At 63.1% G+C, this 15,384-nt stretch carries 15 protein-coding genes; 6 read left to right on the top strand and 9 right to left on the bottom strand.

What is annotated here, in order from left to right; all coding sequences use genetic code 11:
• Nucleotides 1-211: 211 nt before the first annotated feature.
• Nucleotides 212-724, bottom strand: a complete 513-nt coding sequence (locus KFO72_RS38030) for a winged helix DNA-binding protein (RefSeq protein WP_007577159.1) — start codon at nucleotides 722-724, stop codon at nucleotides 212-214.
• Between the two features lie 191 nt (nucleotides 725-915).
• Between KFO72_RS38030 and pxpB the strand changes: the two genes are divergently transcribed.
• The 6 genes from pxpB (at nucleotide 916) to KFO72_RS38000 (ending at nucleotide 6,379) form a co-directional block, all read left to right on the top strand.
• Entirely contained in the window at nucleotides 916-1,569 is a 654-nt protein-coding gene (gene pxpB / locus KFO72_RS38025; protein WP_225034237.1) for a 5-oxoprolinase subunit PxpB, read from the top strand.
• A complete protein-coding gene (locus KFO72_RS38020) occupies nucleotides 1,566-2,618 on the top strand; it encodes a biotin-dependent carboxyltransferase family protein (RefSeq protein WP_225034236.1) in 1,053 nt (350 codons plus the stop codon). The genes pxpB and KFO72_RS38020 overlap by 4 nt, the downstream gene beginning before the upstream one ends.
• A 16-nt stretch (nucleotides 2,619-2,634) precedes the next feature.
• Entirely contained in the window at nucleotides 2,635-3,387 is a 753-nt protein-coding gene (gene pxpA / locus KFO72_RS38015; protein WP_107204251.1) for a 5-oxoprolinase subunit PxpA, read from the top strand.
• 310 nt (nucleotides 3,388-3,697) lie between these two features.
• Nucleotides 3,698-4,483: a DUF969 domain-containing protein gene (locus KFO72_RS38010; protein WP_060599563.1), complete on the top strand. Its 786-nt coding sequence runs from the start codon at nucleotides 3,698-3,700 to the stop codon at nucleotides 4,481-4,483.
• Complete coding sequence (locus tag KFO72_RS38005; RefSeq protein ID WP_054929218.1) at nucleotides 4,480-5,436, top strand: DUF979 domain-containing protein; 957 nt, start codon at nucleotides 4,480-4,482, stop codon at nucleotides 5,434-5,436. Before KFO72_RS38010 ends, KFO72_RS38005 begins: the two co-directional genes overlap by 4 nt.
• Nucleotides 5,437-5,656: 220 nt before the next feature.
• A complete protein-coding gene (locus KFO72_RS38000; RefSeq protein ID WP_225034235.1) occupies nucleotides 5,657-6,379 on the top strand; it encodes a tetratricopeptide repeat protein in 723 nt (240 codons plus the stop codon).
• A 36-nt stretch (nucleotides 6,380-6,415) separates the two neighbouring features.
• On the opposite strand, the gene KFO72_RS37995 is transcribed toward KFO72_RS38000, so the two are convergent.
• From KFO72_RS37995 to KFO72_RS37960, 8 genes are all read right to left on the bottom strand, one after another.
• Entirely contained in the window at nucleotides 6,416-7,627 is a 1,212-nt protein-coding gene (locus tag KFO72_RS37995) for a TraB/GumN family protein (protein WP_225034234.1), read from the bottom strand.
• On the bottom strand, nucleotides 7,620-8,657 hold the full coding sequence (locus KFO72_RS37990; RefSeq protein ID WP_060599560.1) for a peptide ABC transporter ATP-binding protein: 1,038 nt from the start codon (nucleotides 8,655-8,657) through the stop codon (nucleotides 7,620-7,622). Before KFO72_RS37990 ends, KFO72_RS37995 begins: the two co-directional genes overlap by 8 nt.
• The gene (locus KFO72_RS37985; protein WP_225034233.1) at nucleotides 8,654-9,658 is read right to left on the bottom strand and encodes an ABC transporter ATP-binding protein; all 1,005 of its coding nucleotides are present in this window, start codon (nucleotides 9,656-9,658) and stop codon (nucleotides 8,654-8,656) included. Before KFO72_RS37985 ends, KFO72_RS37990 begins: the two co-directional genes overlap by 4 nt.
• A gap of 1 nt (nucleotide 9,659) precedes the next feature.
• Nucleotides 9,660-10,577, bottom strand: a complete 918-nt coding sequence (locus tag KFO72_RS37980) for an ABC transporter permease subunit (RefSeq protein WP_054929223.1) — start codon at nucleotides 10,575-10,577, stop codon at nucleotides 9,660-9,662.
• Between the two features lie 4 nt (nucleotides 10,578-10,581).
• On the bottom strand, nucleotides 10,582-11,595 hold the full coding sequence (locus KFO72_RS37975; RefSeq protein ID WP_054929224.1) for an ABC transporter permease subunit: 1,014 nt from the start codon (nucleotides 11,593-11,595) through the stop codon (nucleotides 10,582-10,584).
• A 154-nt stretch (nucleotides 11,596-11,749) separates the two neighbouring features.
• A complete protein-coding gene (locus tag KFO72_RS37970; RefSeq protein WP_054929225.1) occupies nucleotides 11,750-13,381 on the bottom strand; it encodes an ABC transporter substrate-binding protein in 1,632 nt (543 codons plus the stop codon).
• 185 nt (nucleotides 13,382-13,566) lie between these two features.
• On the bottom strand, nucleotides 13,567-15,210 hold the full coding sequence (locus tag KFO72_RS37965; RefSeq protein WP_060599559.1) for an ABC transporter substrate-binding protein: 1,644 nt from the start codon (nucleotides 15,208-15,210) through the stop codon (nucleotides 13,567-13,569).
• The coding region (locus KFO72_RS37960; protein WP_225034232.1) for a hypothetical protein at nucleotides 15,119-15,384 on the bottom strand (266 nt) is incomplete at its 5' end. The genes KFO72_RS37965 and KFO72_RS37960, both read right to left, overlap by 92 nt.

The raw sequence follows: 15,384 nt of genomic DNA, 5'->3' as shown, positions 1-15,384 counted from the left end.
CCCGCACAGGGGCGACGCCTGAAGCACGCTAACAATTCGCGGATGCCAGCGCAAAGCCTAAAACACCAAACCGCAACGCGTGAAGCACGAAAGCAAATCGCGGATGCCAGCGAGAAGCCCCAAAAACCCACACTGCTTGCGCAGCAAACACAGCCACGCGAACGTCAGCGAAAACCCAAAACCCAAAATCGTAGCCAGACAACAAAAAAACCTACAACGATGCAGCCGCCCGCGCCGCGGTGTCATAAAGCCCGGAAGCATTCCGCATCAACTGCGCCGCCTCTCCGATCTGCTCATTGGTGAGCCCGCTCTCCTTCAGCGTCGCGATGAGACAACTCTCCCTGACCTCCCGATACTTCATACACAGATCACGCCCCGCCTGCGTAGCCGAAAAAAACACCTCCTTGCCGGTCTTTTCGCTTTTTACATACCCTCTAGCTACGAGCTTCTTCAGCGCATAAGTCGCGACATGCGTGTCCTCGATATTCAGTACGAAGCAGATATCGGCAATCTTCTTGCGCCGCTCGCGATGGCTCACATGGTGCAACAGCGAAACTTCGATCGCAGTCATGTCCTTGTCGCCCGCCGCCGCCATGCAACGGACCATCCACCGGTTGAACGCGTTGCTCGCCATGATCAGTCCATATTCGAGTTCGGATAACTCCGCACTGAATTCAGACACAAGATGTTCCGATGAGACGATTTTGGTCGGATGACGCGCCATGGTGATTTTTCTAAGCGAAGCGTGGTGGTTGACCGAAGTGTACGACTTCCCTCCCCCACGGGCGAGCCTGGGGACATCGCTTATTGATAAATTGTCGATATTTTATTGAGAATGTAGGCTAGCTCCATTGTGAGAAGTTCGCATGCATCGTCGGACGAATCTGCTGCTTCTCTACTTGACCCAGGATATTGATGACTGAACCCCGCATCTTTCCGTTTGGCGATACCGCGCTGGTCTGTGAAGCGCCGCCACCTGCCACGCTGGATTGCCAGCGCCGCGTGTGGTCGGCCGCCCAGGCGGCGCGCGACTGGCCGCACGTGCTCGAAGTGGTGCCCGGCATGAACAACCTGACCGTGATTTACGATCCCCTCGAAGCCGATCCCGACGACCTGACGGCCCGGCTCAAGGCCGCGTGGGCCCAGCCAGGCATCGCCCAGGACCTCGGCCGCGAGGTGGAAATCTCCGTCCAGTACGGCGGCGAATTCGGCCCGGACCTGAAGACGGTCGCCGATCACACGGGCCTCACGGTGAAGGAAGTCGTCGAGCGGCATGCCGGCGGCGAGTACATCGTGTTCTTCCTCGGTTTCCAGCCCGGCTTCGCGTACATGGGCGGACTCGAGGCGGCACTGCACACGCCGCGCCGCGCCGAGCCACGTCTGGAAGTGCCCGCAGGCTCAGTCGGCATCGGCGGCGCCCAGACGGGCATCTATCCCGCCACTTCGCCGGGCGGCTGGCAACTGATCGGCCGCACCGCGCTGAAGCTCTTCGACCCGTCGCGCACGCCGCCCACCCTGCTGCAACCGGGCGATCGCGTCCGCTTCACCATCGCGGGGCTGCACGCATGATCGACGTAATACGCGCGGGTCTGTTGACCACGATCCAGGACCTCGGCCGGCACGGCTTCCGGCACCTCGGCGTCGCGATGTGCGGCGCGCTCGACAGGCTGTCGCTCGAAGTCGGCAATCGCCTGGTCGGCAACCGGCCGGATGCCGCCGGGCTCGAAATCACCTTCGGCCCGACCGTGCTGCGCTTTCTGCGCGCGACACGCGTCGCGATCACAGGCACCGAGTTCGGCGCGACGCTCGACGGCAAACCCGTCTATTCATACTGGAGCCTGCCCGTGCAGGCCGGTCAGGAGTTGACCCTGAACGCGGCGAAACGCGGCATGCGCGGCTACGTGTGCATCGCGGGCGGCGTCGATGTGCTGCCGATGCTCGGTTCGCGCAGCACCGACCTTCAAGCGGGCTTCGGCGGCCTCGGCGGCCGCGCGCTGCGCGATGGCGACCGCCTGCCCGTCGGCGTGCCGCGCGCCGGCGCGGGCTCGGGTTTTTCGCCCGATGCGCCCGAGTTCGGCGTGAAGGCGCCCGCCTGGTGCAAGTTCGTACTGGTCGACGAGCCGGTGCGGCGCGGCCGTCATCCGTCGGGCGTCGCGTGGGCGCCGCCAATCCGCGTGCTGGCGGGCCCCGAGTACGACAGCTTCACTGCCGAGGCGCACAACGCCTTCTGGAACGACGAATGGCTCGTCACGCCGAACAGCAACCGCATGGGCTTCCGGCTGGCGGGCACCGAACTGAAGCGCACCCACAAGAGCGATCTGCTGTCGCACGCCGTGATGCCCGGCACGATCCAGGTGCCGCCGAACGGCCAGCCGATCATCCTGATGAGCGACGCGCAGACCACGGGCGGCTATCCGAAGATCGGCGCAGTCATTCACGCTGATTTATGGAAGCTCGCGCAGGTGCGCCTGAACGGCGCGGTCCGCTTCATTCCGACCACGCCTTACGAGGCTCGCCAGGCGCTGATCGAAGAACGCAAGTACCTGCGGCAGATCGATGCCGCAATCGGCATGCATGAAGAACGCTGCGCGCGCCTCGCCGCGTCCGCAGCGGTGTAAGACCTAAGAGGACATCATGGAAATCGATTTGAACGCCGATCTCGGCGAAGGATGCGGCTCCGACGAGGCGCTGCTCGATCTCGTCAGCTCGGCGAATATCGCGTGCGGCTGGCATGCAGGCGGACCCAACGCGATGCGCGAATGCGTGCGCTGGGCGGTGCAGAAAGGCGTGTCGATCGGCGCGCATCCGAGTTTCAACGACCCGGAAAACTTCGGCCGCAAGGAAATGGACTTGCCCGTGGGCGAGATCTACGCGGGTGTGCTGTATCAGCTAGGCGCGCTGTCGGCGATCGCGCAAGCCGAGGGCGGCCGCATCGCGCACGTGAAGCCGCACGGCGCGCTCTACAACCAGGCCGCGCGCGATCCGAAGATCGCCGATGCAATCGTCTCCGCCGTGCATGACTTCGATCCGTCCGTGGCCGTGTTCGCGCTCGCCAACAGCGGGCTCGTGACGGCCGCGCGCAACGCGGGGCTCGTCGCCATCGAAGAAGTGTTCGCCGATCGCGGCTATCGCGCGGACGGCTCGCTCGTGCCGCGCAAGGAGCCGGGCGCACTGCTCGACGACGAAGACGAAGTGCTGCACCGCACGCTGGCGATGGTGCGCGAGCAGCGCGTGAAAGCCGTGAGCGGCGAATGGGTGCCCCTCAACGCGCAAACCATCTGCCTGCATGGCGACGGCCCGCATGCGCTCGCGTTCGCGCGCCGCATCCGCAAGGCGCTCGAAGAGGCAGGCATCGACGTGCATGCAGCCGGCGCGGCACGCGCCTGATGTTTCCGCGCTGACGCCGCTGATTAAAGGCCATTACGCAACATTCGACGCCCCGCTTTTCGCGGGGCGTTTTCGAGAAAGTAGGCCAGAAAGCAACATCGCCAGTTGCCAACGGCTTTTTGAAGCAGCACAAGTGCGGCAGCAACCGTAGAGAAGTACCCGCAACAACGACAGGGCAAGCAGCCTGAGCGGCCATTGAAGAGCCGCAGGGCAACGAGGAAAGCCGGACCCAAAATAACCAGGGCCCGGCGTCATTACAGTGCGCCGCCACGAGCGGTGTCCCAATGCAGGACCACCTCTGGAGATCTAGATGCAGTCAACCGTCAACCTATGGCCGCTCATTGGCGTCGCGGTCATCATCGTCGGGTTTGTGTTGCGCTTCAACCCGATGCTGATCGTGGCCGCCGCCGCCGTCATCACCGCCATCGCCGCGCACTTTCCGCCGGACAAGATCCTGGCCGCGATCGGCACCGGCTTCATCAAGACACGCAATATTCCCCTCATCATCCTGTTGCCGCTCGCGGTGATCGGCCTGCTCGAACGGCACGGCCTGCGCGAGCGCGCCCAAACGTGGATCGCCAGCATCAAGGCCGCGACGGCCGGGCGTCTGCTGATCGTCTATCTGCTCGTGCGCGAGCTGACGGCGGCCGTCGGCCTGACAGGTCTCGGCGGGCATCCGCAAATGGTGCGTCCGCTGATCGCGCCGATGGCGGAAGGCGCCACGGAAACGCGCTTCGGCAAGCTCAGCGATGCCGTGCGCTACAAGCTGCGCGCGTTCTCGGCGGCCACGGACAACGTCGGCCTGTTCTTCGGCGAGGACATCTTCGTCGCGTTCGGCGCGATCGTGCTGATGGTCACGTTCCTGAAGGAAGCGGGCATCACCGTCGAGCCGATGCACGTCGCGCTGTGGGGCATTCCGACGGCCATCAGCGCCTTCCTGATCCACGGCTTCCGGCTCTGGCTGCTCGATCGCAGGCTCGAACGCGAGTTGCGCGGCAACGCGGCATCGCCGGGGGCGGCGAGCCTCAACACGAACAACCACGCGAACCAGAACGCAAACCACAACGCGACGCGCACGACCGGGGACGAAGCATGACACTCACCATCAACTATCTGTTCTGGCTGCTCGGCATCGTGCTGCTGGTGATCGGCGGCATGATCGCCACCGATAAGGATCATCCGCGCCGCCTCACGGCGGGCGGCTTCTGGATCATCTACGCGCTGATCTTCCTGGTCGGCGACAAGCTGCCCGCCGAACTGGTCGGCGTGCTCGTCATCGCAATGGCGCTGATCGCGGGCTTCGGCGGCGTGACGGCTGCCAAACCCAAAGTGCTGTCCGAAGCAACGCGCAAGGCGAGCGCCGCGCGCCTCGGCAACAAGCTGTTCGTCCCCGCGCTGACGATTCCCGTCGTCACGGTGATCGTCACGTTGTCGGCGAGTCATCTGGTGTTCGGCGGCACGCCGCTGGTCGAGCAGAAGAACGTCACGCTGATCGGCTTCGGCATCGGCTGTGTGATCGCGCTGGCGTTCGCCTGCATCATGACGCGCGACACGGTCGGCCAGTCGATGAAGGAAGCGCGGCGACTCGTCGATGCGCTGTCGTGGGCGGCCGTGCTGCCGCAGATGCTCGGCATGCTCGGCCTCGTGTTCTCCGACGCGGGCGTCGGCAAGGCAGTCGCACACGTGACGACGGCGTACATCAGCCTCGACTACCGGCTGATCGCGGTGGCCGTCTACTGCATCGGCATGGCGCTCTTCACGATGGTGATGGGCAACGGCTTCGCCGCGTTCCCGGTCATGACGGGCGGCGTCGGCGTACCGATCCTCGTCAACGTGTTTCATGGCAACCCGGCCGTGATGGTCGCGATCGGCATGTTCTCCGGCTACTGCGGCACGCTGATGACGCCGATGGCCGCGAACTTCAATATGGTGCCCGCCGCGCTGCTCGAACTGCCCGACAAGAACGCGGTGATCAAGGTGCAGGTACCGACGGCGCTCACGCTGCTCGTCGTGAATATCTTCCTGCTCAACTTCCTGATGTTCCTGTAGCGCCTGTGCTGTAATCCCGACCGCGGGCGGTTCGCCACTGCCTATTTACGAGATATGTGACCCGCCCGCGCGACTGATTTCAAAAGGCTTACCGCCATTTTTAGGATGCATCTGATAGTTTGGCCGAAGCCCCGGACCTAATCTGTGAATGTTCCATCGTTCACTTACCGGCGCATCGACAGGTTTGCGCCGGCTCTTTCGAGAGTCTGGAGAGCACGCCATGCAACCGCAGTCCGCCGTTTCTGTTTCGTCCGCTTCTACTTCCTCCGCTTCTACTTCCACCAACACCCGGCTTTTTCCCGTCACGCTCGCTTTCGCGCTCGAGGCTCATCGCGCGGGCCGTTTCATCGAAGCCGAGTCGCTGTACCGCGAAGCACTCGCGATTTGCCCGGAACAACCGGACGCGCTGCACTATTACGGCGTGCTGCTGCATCAGCGCGGCCAGCATGGGCTTGCGCTCGAATACATCGACCTTTCGCTCGAACTCGAGCCGGATAACGCGGAGTGCTGGAACGACCGTGGATTCGTGGCCGAAGCACTCGGAGATAAATCGCTCGCACAGCGCTGCTATCGTGTGTCGCTGGCGCTCGATCCCCGCTCGCCCGATGCACACAACAACATCGCCGTTGGGCTCGAAGCCCAAGGCAAACTCGGCGAAGCGGTGCATCATTATCGCGAGGCGCTGAAGATCGACCCGACGCTCGCCGACGTGCATCTCAATCTCGGCTCGGCGCTCGACCGCCTGATGCGATTCGACGACGCCGACGAGCACTATCGCGCGTTGTTGTCGCTGAATGCGCGCACGGTCAACGTCCGCCTGAAGACGAATGGTTCGAAAGACCTGTCGCTCGACGCGCTGGAAGCGGCGCTGAAGCTCGCGTCGCAAGCGGGACGTAGACGTGTCGCCAACGGCGCATTTGGCGCGGTAGGCGCAACCGTTTAACCGCCGCTCTCGTTGAGCGCGCAGGCAGCGTGCTCTTCAATAAGGCTCGACAACAAACCCGCGCTGCCGCAACAACTGCAGCACGCCCTTTTGCCCGCCCAGATGCAGCGCGCCGATCGCGACGAATACCGGCTTGTTCGGCGCCGCGATCAGCAGCATCCGGTTGACGAAGCGCCGGTTGCGATCGAACAGAATCTTGTTGTCCACCTGCGCGGAGATGCGCTTGTCACGTGCGAGCTTCTCCGACTTCGCCGCTTCCCACGCGGAAATCGCATCGGCATCGCCGAGGCGCCATAGCCGGTGCAAGGTTTGCACATCGGCGACATTCTCGGCGGGCGTCTGCACGAGATCCTGCGCGAGCATTTCGCGCTGCTGCGCCAGCGTGAGCCCCGTGAACGCCCGCATCTGCTCGGCGAGCGTCTCCAGCCCGACAATCTTTCCCTTCTGCCGCAGATACACATTCTGCAACTGCGCTTCCGTGCCGAATTCGGTTTGCAGCCCGGCGCTCAGCGAATCGTAGGTTTCCACCAGCAAGGACGCGAGCCACGGCCGCATCTTGCGGATTTCACCAAGCGCGGCGGGATTACCGCGCAGACGCGTCGCGAGCTTGTGCCATAGCGGCTCGGGCAACAGCTTCGGCAGACATTCATACGAGCAGATGCCGTATTTCGACACATCGTCCTGCGAGACGAGCAGATCGTCGGGGGATAGTTCGAGTGCAAGCGTCGGCGATGCGGCTAGCGCACCGAGGATCGGCGCGCGGAATGGCTGGTTCGGCGGATAGTCGTTCGGGTCGCCGACATGCAGCGTGCCCAGAAGATAAATCGTGGTTTTGCCGCGTGTTGCGACGTAGAAAGGCATGCGCGCCGGTTGCGCGCGCACGGGACCGCTCGCCGTGGTGCCGCTTGCATAGGAAGGCGGCGGATTGAAGCCGGGCAGCGTCGCGCGCGGTTGCGGCGGCGTGTGCGGCACGGGAACGGCCGGGCGGCCGACCTGGTTGGCCTGCGCGGCCTGCACGGGCGTATTCGCCGAAGCCCCTGCGGCATGCGCGGAGGCGATCGGGTCGAACGAGGCGAAAGGCTGAAATGGAAGCAAGGCGCATTGCGCCGCCGCCGCGAGCAGCGCGCCCATCAGGACACGCACGACCCGCCGACGCGAAAGCACAGCGCGCGCGCCGCCCGCATGCTTCACATGCAAACGACGCGCGTGACGGCGCGTAACATCACGCGCCGCCACCCCATCATGCATTCGTGTCGTCCCCCACCTCCTCGGCGCGGTGACACGACACCTGGCGACCATCCACTTCACGCAGCTTTGGCTCTTCTTTGCGGCAACGCTCGATAGCATACGGGCAACGCTGGTGAAACGTACAGCCCGACGGCGGATTGAGCGGCGAAGGCATTTCGCCTTGCAGCTTGATCTGGATGCGGCGGTCGGCTTCGAAGATCGACGGTGTCGCCGACATCAGCGCGCGCGTGTACGGATGACGCGGCTTGCTGAAGATCCGCTTCTTGTCGCCGAGCTCGGCAACGCCGCCGAAGTACATCACCATCACGTCGTCAGCGATGTGTTCCACCACCGACAGGTTGTGCGAGATGAACACATAGCTCGTCTTGAACTGATCCTGCAGGTCCATGAACAGGTTCAGGATCTGCGCCTGGATCGACACGTCGAGCGCGGAGACGGGCTCGTCGGCGACGACGATCTGCGGGTCCAGAATCATCGCGCGTGCAATCGCGACACGCTGGCGCTGGCCGCCCGAAAACATGTGCGGATAGCGCTTCGCGTGCTCGGGCCGCAGGCCGACGGTACGCATCATGTGCGCAATGCGTTCGCCGCGTTCGCTGGCGCTCAATTGCGTGTTGATCGCGAGCGGCTCGCCGAGCGTCTGCTCGACGGTCTTGCGCGGATTGAGCGATGCAAACGGATTCTGGAACACCATCTGCACGCGGCGGCGCAACTGCGCGATTTTCTCGCGGCTTGCGCCCGCGACATCTTCGCCGTCGATCAATAGACGTCCGGCCGACGGCGCTTCGATCATCGTCAGCTGGCGCGCGAGCGTCGATTTGCCGCAGCCGGATTCGCCGACCACGGCAAGCGTCTTGCCGCGCTCCAGATGAAACGACACGCCGTTCAGCGCCTTGACCGTGCCGTGGCCGAACATGCCGCGCTTCACGTCATAGTGGCGCGCGAGGTTGTCGGCGATCAGCACGTGATCGCCTGCGGGCTTGCCGGGCCTGTCACCATCGGGGCGCCGCGTTTCGGGTACTGCATTCATCGTGCGCCTCCCTGTTGAATGGCATCGCGAACCAGGTTCAGCGGCTTGATGCAGCGAACCTGGGCGGCGGGATCGTGATCGGCCAGCGACGAAAGCGCAGGCCGCGCCTTGTTGCAATCGTCGACAACGTACTTGCAGCGCGGCGCGAACAGACAGCCCTTCGGACGGTCATCGCGTCCCGGCACCATGCCCGGCAGCGCGGCAAGCCGCACCGCGCCGACGTTGTGCTCGGGGATCGCCGCCAGCAGCGCTTCCGTGTACGGATGATGCGGCGCCTTGAAGATATCGGGCACGCGGTTCGTTTCGATGACTTCGCCCGCGTACATCACGGCCACGCGCTGCGCGACTTCCGACACCACGGCCAGATCATGCGAAATCAGCACGAGCGCCATGCCGCGATCTTTCTGCAACTGCACCAGCAGTTGCATGATCTGCGCCTGGATGGTCACGTCGAGGGCCGTGGTCGGCTCGTCGGCGATCAGCAGCTTCGGGTTGCAAGCGACCGCCATCGCGATCATCACGCGCTGGTTCATGCCGCCCGACATCTGATGCGGGAACGTGTTGATGCGGTTCTTCGCGTCGGGAATGCCGACCTGATCGAGCAGTTCGAGTGCGCGCTTGTGCAATGCGTCGCCGCGCAGGCCTTCGTGCAGCTTCAGCACTTCCTTGATCTGATAGCCGACGGTGTAGCTCGGGTTCAGGCTCGTCAGCGCGTCCTGAAACACCATCGCCACGTCTTTGCCGATGATCTTGCGGCGTTGCGCCGGCGTCGCGTTCAGCAGGTCCTTGCCGTCGAAGGTGACTTCGTCGGCGGTGACCTTGCCGGGCGCGTCGATCAGACCCATCAGCGCCATCATCGTCACGCTCTTGCCCGAGCCCGATTCGCCGACCACGCCGACCACTTCGCCAGGCGCCACGTTCAGATTGATTCGATCGACGGCGGGCAGGCCGCTGAAGTTCACCGCAAGATTGCGGATGGTCAATAGATTACCGTTGCTCATGTCAGGCCAGCCTTTTGAGTTTCGGGTCGAGTGCGTCGCGCAGCCCGTCGCCGAGCAGGTTGATCGCGAGCACCGAGATCAGGATGGCGAGACCGGGCATGGTGACGATCCACCACGCGCTGTCGATGTAGTCGCGTGCCGACGCGAGCATCGCGCCCCACTCCGCCGACGGCGGCTGCACGCCGAGGCCGAGGAAGCCAAGCGCGGCGGCATCGAGAATCGCCGACGAAAAGCCGAGCGTGGCCTGCACGATCAGCGGCGCCGTGCAGTTCGGCAGCACCTGCGAGAACATCAGCCGGGCCGTGCCCGCACCCGCGACGCGCGAGGCCATCACGTACTCCTTGTGCAACTCGCCGAGCGCCGATGCGCGCGTCAGACGCACATAACCGGGCAGCGCGACGATCGCGATGGCGAGCATGGTGTTCACGAGGCCAGGACCGATGATGGCAACCACGGCCACCGCGAGCAGCAGCGACGGCAGCGCGAGCAGCACGTCCATGACGCGCATGATGGGCGTGTCGGCCCACTTCTCGAAGAACGCGGCGATCAGACCGAGCACGATGCCGGGGATCAGCGCGAGCACCACGGAAACAAAGCCGATCCAGAACGACAGCCGCGCGCCGTACATCAGGCGCGAAAGAATGTCGCGGCCGGCCTCATCGGTGCCGAGAATGAACTTCCAGTTGCCACCGTCGAGCCATGCAGGCGGAATCTTCACGGAATCGCGGTATTGCTCGATCGGGCTGTGCGGCGCGATCAACGGCGCGAAGATCGCGACGAAGACCAGCACCAGCACGATGATGCCCGCGCTGACGGCGCCGCGGTTGCGCGAGAAGTTGGACCAGAACTCGCGGGCGGCCAATGCACGGCCGCTCGGAGGGGTGACTGCCTGGGGGACTGTATTTTGGATGTCTGCCACGGTATTACCTCGTATGGCGGATGCGTGGGTTGAGCACGCCGTACAACAGATCGACGACGAGGTTCACGACGATCACGAGTGTCGCGATCATCAGGATACCGCCCTGCACGACGGGATAGTCGCGCCGGCCGATCGCGTCGATCAGCCATTTGCCGATGCCCGGCCACGAGAACAGTGTTTCCGTCAGCACCGCGCCCGCGAGCAGCGTGCCGACCTGCAAACCGATCACCGTGACGACGGGAATCAGCGCGTTACGCAGTGCATGCACGACGATCACGCGCGCCGGCGACAAGCCCTTCGCGCGCGCCGTGCGGATGTAGTCTTCGCGCAGCACTTCGAGCATCGAGGAACGCGTCATCCGCGCGACGACCGCGAGCGGAATCGTGCCGAGCACGATCGACGGCAGGATCAGATGCGACAGCGCCGAGCGGAACGAGCCTTCGTCCGTGCCGGGCAGCAGCGAGTCGATCAGCAGGAAGCCCGTCACGTGCGGAATGTCGTATTCGACCGCGATGCGGCCCGACACGGGCGTCCAGCCGAGCTTCGACGAGAAGAACATGATGAGGATCAAGCCCCACCAGAAAATCGGCATCGAATAGCCGGTGAGCGCCGTGCCCATCACGCCGTGGTCGACGGCGGTGCCGCGCCGCAGCGCAGCGAACACGCCGGCGGGCAGACCGACGATCAGCGCAAACAGCATCGCGCAGATCGACAGTTCGACGGTGGCCGGGAACCGGGCAATGAATTCGTCCATCACGCTGGTATTGGTGATGATCGACGTGCCAAGGTTCCCTTGCAGCGCGTGGCCGACGTAATGGAGGTACTGGATGGGCAGCGGCTCGTCGAGCCCGAGGCGATGCATCGCAGCCGCGTGCATGGCCGGGTCGACGCCGCGCTCGCCCATCATGACTTCGATGGGGTCGCCCGGAATCAGGTGAATGAGCGCGAACGCGAGGATCGTGATACCGATGAAAGTCGGTATGACCATCCCGATGCGGCGCAAAACGAATCGGAACATGGTTCGTCCCTATGGTCTTGGTGAGAAAAAACGCAACCGGCGACGAGGGCTCGTGACCCCGGTCGCCGGACCATTTCGACCAGTCTTCTAACCGAACGAAAAGCGTACTGCGTAAGGGATGCAGCAGGCAACGAAGCCCGCCGCATCACGTGATTTACTTCATGCTGACGCCGTCGAAGCGCGCATAGCCGAGCGGCTCGATGCGCATGTCGACAACCTTCTTGCTGACCGGCTGATACACCGTCGAGTGAGCGATCGGCGAGAACGGCAGTTGCTGCGCGAAGATCTGCTGCGCCTGCACATACGCCTTCGTGCGATCTGCCTGAGCCGTCGTTTCACGGCCCTTCTTGACCAGGTCGTCGAACGGCTTGTAGCACCACTTCGAGAAGTTGTTGCCGTTGACCGCGTCGCAGCCGAGCAGCGTACCGAGCCAGTTGTCCGGGTCGCCATTGTCGCCCGTCCAGCCGATCAGCATCGTGTCGTCTTCGCCCGCGTGCGCGCGCTTGATGTACTCACCCCATTCGTACGTGACGATCTTCGCCTTCACGCCGATCTTGGCCCAGTCGGCCTGGATCATTTCCGCCATCAGCTTGCCGTTCGGGTTGTATGCGCGCTGCACGGGCATGGCCCACAGCGTGATGTCGAAACCGTTCGGGAAGCCAGCCTTGGCGAGCAGCGCCTTGGCCTTTTCCGTATCGTATGCCGGCAGCTTCAGGCTCTTGTCGTACGACCATTGCGTAGGCGGCATCGGGTTCGTCGCGGCCTGGCCTGCGCCTTGATACACGGAATCGATGATCGCCTTCTTGTTGATCGCCATGTCGAGCGCCTGACGCACTTCGAGCTTGTCGACGGGCTTGTGCGAAACGTTGTACGACAGGTAGCCCAGGTTGAAGCCCGGTTGCGACGGCATGTCGATGTTCGAATCGGCCTTCAGCGGTGCGATGTCGGCGGGACGCGGATAGCTCATCACCTGGCATTCGTCGCGCTTCAACTTCTGCACGCGCACGCCCGCATCAGGCGTGATCGAGAAGATCAGCTTCGAGATCTTGACCGTATTCGGCTTCCAGTAGTCCGGATTGCCGTCGAAACGGATCGTCGCGTCCTTCGTGTAGCTACGGAAAATGAACGGGCCCGTGCCGACCGGCTTCTGGTTGATGTCGGCGGCGTTGCCGGACTTCAGCAGCGAATCCGCATATTCAGCCGAGAGGACCGACGCGTATTCCATTGCCAGATTCTGGATGAACGGCGCGTTGACTTCCTTGAGCGTGAACTTGACCGTGTACGGGTCGACCTTTTCGACCTTGTCGATCAGTTTGTCGAGGCCCATGTCGGTGAAGTACGGGAACTGCACCGGGTAGGCCTTGCGGAACGGCTGGTTCGTGTCCAGCATGCGCTCGAACGTGAACACGACGTCGTCCGCGTTGAATTCGCGGGTCGGCTTGAACCACGACGTGGTGTGGAACTTGACGCCGTGGCGCAGATGGAACGTGTACGTCTTGCCGTCCGGCGAGACATCCCACTTTTCCGCGAGACCCGGCTCGACCTTCGTGCCGCCGCGTTCGAATTCGACGAGGCGGTTATAAACGGTGAACGTATTGGCCGTGAAATCCACGCCCGTGGTGTACTGCGCCGGATCAAAACCCGCCGGGCTGCCTTCCGAGCAGTAGACGAGAGTTTTGTTCGGGATATCGGCGGCGTTCGCCAGTTGGGTCCCCGCCATCGATGCCGCTGCCGTCGCGACAAGCATCGTGAGCCGTGCCGCGCGCAACAGTTTGTTTTGCTTCATGTTTCCTCCAGGATCGGCGCCGGCAAAAACCAGCGTAGCGCGATATTACTGAGCTTTGCCAGGGGCCGCAATTGGAGGAAATTAACTTTGTTGACGATAGGAAACAGCTTTCAACCGGGTTGCCGCGCCTGGCGCGGCAACCACGTCGGATTTCAGTGAAATTGGGGTGAGAAGCTGTGAATTGTCTACTTGAGACCGACGTTCCAGAACTGGGTCGGGCCGAACGGGTCGATCTTGAAGCCCGTGACTGCCTTCGATAGCGGCTGGTAGACGGTCGAATGCGCAATTGGCGTGAACGGCACCTGATCCTTGAAGATCTGTTGGGCCTCGGTGTAGTCCTTGGTGCGCGTGGCCGTATCGGTGGTGCTGCGGGCGGCCTTGATGAGGTCGTCGAACGGCTTGTAGCACCATTTGGAGAAATTGCTGCCGTTCACCGCGTCGCAGCCGAGCAGCACGCCGAGCCAGTTATCCGGGTCGCCGTAGTCGCCCGTCCAGCCGATCAGCATCGCCTCGTGCTCGCCGCTGTGCCCGCGGCGGATGTACTCACCCCACTCGTAGGTGACGATTTTCGTCTTCACGCCGATCTTCGCCCAATCTGCCTGCAGCATTTCGGCCATCAGGCGCGCGTTGGGGTTGTACGGACGCGAAACGGGCATTGCCCACAGTGTCAGATCGAAGCCATCCGGGTAGCCCGCCTGCTTCAGCAGGCCTTTAGCCTTGTCGACGTCGTACGGTGCGTCTTTCAGGCTCTTGTCATAGCCCCATTGAGTGGGCGGCATCGGATTGGTCGCCGCCTGGCCCGCGCCCTGATAGACCGAATCGATGATTGCCTTCTTGTTGACGGCCATATCGAGCGCACGGCGCACGAGCACGTTGTCGAGCGGCTTTTTCGTCGTGTTGTACGCGATGAAGCCGAGATTGAAGCCCACCTGATGCGGCAGCGCGATCGACGGATCCGCCTGAATCTGCGCGATGTCGGCGGGCTTCGGATAGCTCATCACCTGGCATTCGTTGCGTTTGAGCTTTTGCAGACGCACGGATGGGTCGACGGTGATCGCGAAGATCAGCTTGCTCACCTTCACGACGCCGGGTTTCCAGTAGTTCGGGTTACCGTCGAAGCGGATCGAATCGTCCTTTGTATAGCTGCGGAAAATGAACGGTCCCGTGCCGACCGGGAACAGGTTGATGTCGGAGGCCTTGCCTGCCTTCAACAACTGATCCGCGTACTCCGCCGACAGGATCGATGCGAACGGCATCGCGATCTGCTGCAGGAACGGGGCGTCGACTTCTTTCAGCGTGAAGCGGACGGTGTATGGGTCGAGCGCCTCGACCTTGGTGATGTTCTTCGCGAGACCGAGATCGCTGAAGTACGGGAAGGGCACGTTGTATGCCTTGCGGAACGGCTGTTCGGGATCGAGCATGCGCGTATACGTGAACACGACGTCGTCGGCGTTGAAGTCACGTGTGGGCTTGAAGAACGACGTCGTCTGGAATTTCACGCCTTTGCGCAGGTGAAAGGTGTATTGCAGGCCGTCGCTGGAGACCTCCCACTTTTCGGCGAGCCCTGGCTCGATGTCGGTGCTGCCGTGGCCGAACTCGACTAGCCGGTTGTAGACGGTGTATGAGCCGGCGCTGAATTCGACGCTGGTCGTGTATTGCGCGGTGTCGAATCCGGCGGGACTGCCTTCGGAGCAGAAGACGACCGTTTTGTCGGGGAGCGGGGCTGCCGCGCACAGTTCAGGTGCAATGCAGGCGGTGGTTGCGGCGATTGCGGATAGGATCGGCAGGAAAGACCTGCGGACGGCAGACAGCGTCGATGACATTTGCATGGCGTTCTCCGCGAGGCAACTGGGGGCAGTGCCTTTGGATCATAGTCAGCCAATATTCAGGTTCAATATGGGTTTTCACTCCGGGTTTGGGTTTGGGTTTGGGGTTTGGTTTGGGGTTTGGTTTGGGTTTGGGTTTGGGTTTGGGTTTGGGTTTGGGTTTGGGTTTGGGTTTGG

It is taken from the genome of Paraburkholderia sp. XV (genome assembly GCF_020177535.1).
Lineage (GTDB): Bacteria > Pseudomonadota > Gammaproteobacteria > Burkholderiales > Burkholderiaceae > Paraburkholderia > Paraburkholderia caribensis.
The sequence above is the reverse complement of the archived record's forward strand: the minus strand, read 5'-3'. Positions and strand labels throughout refer to the sequence as shown.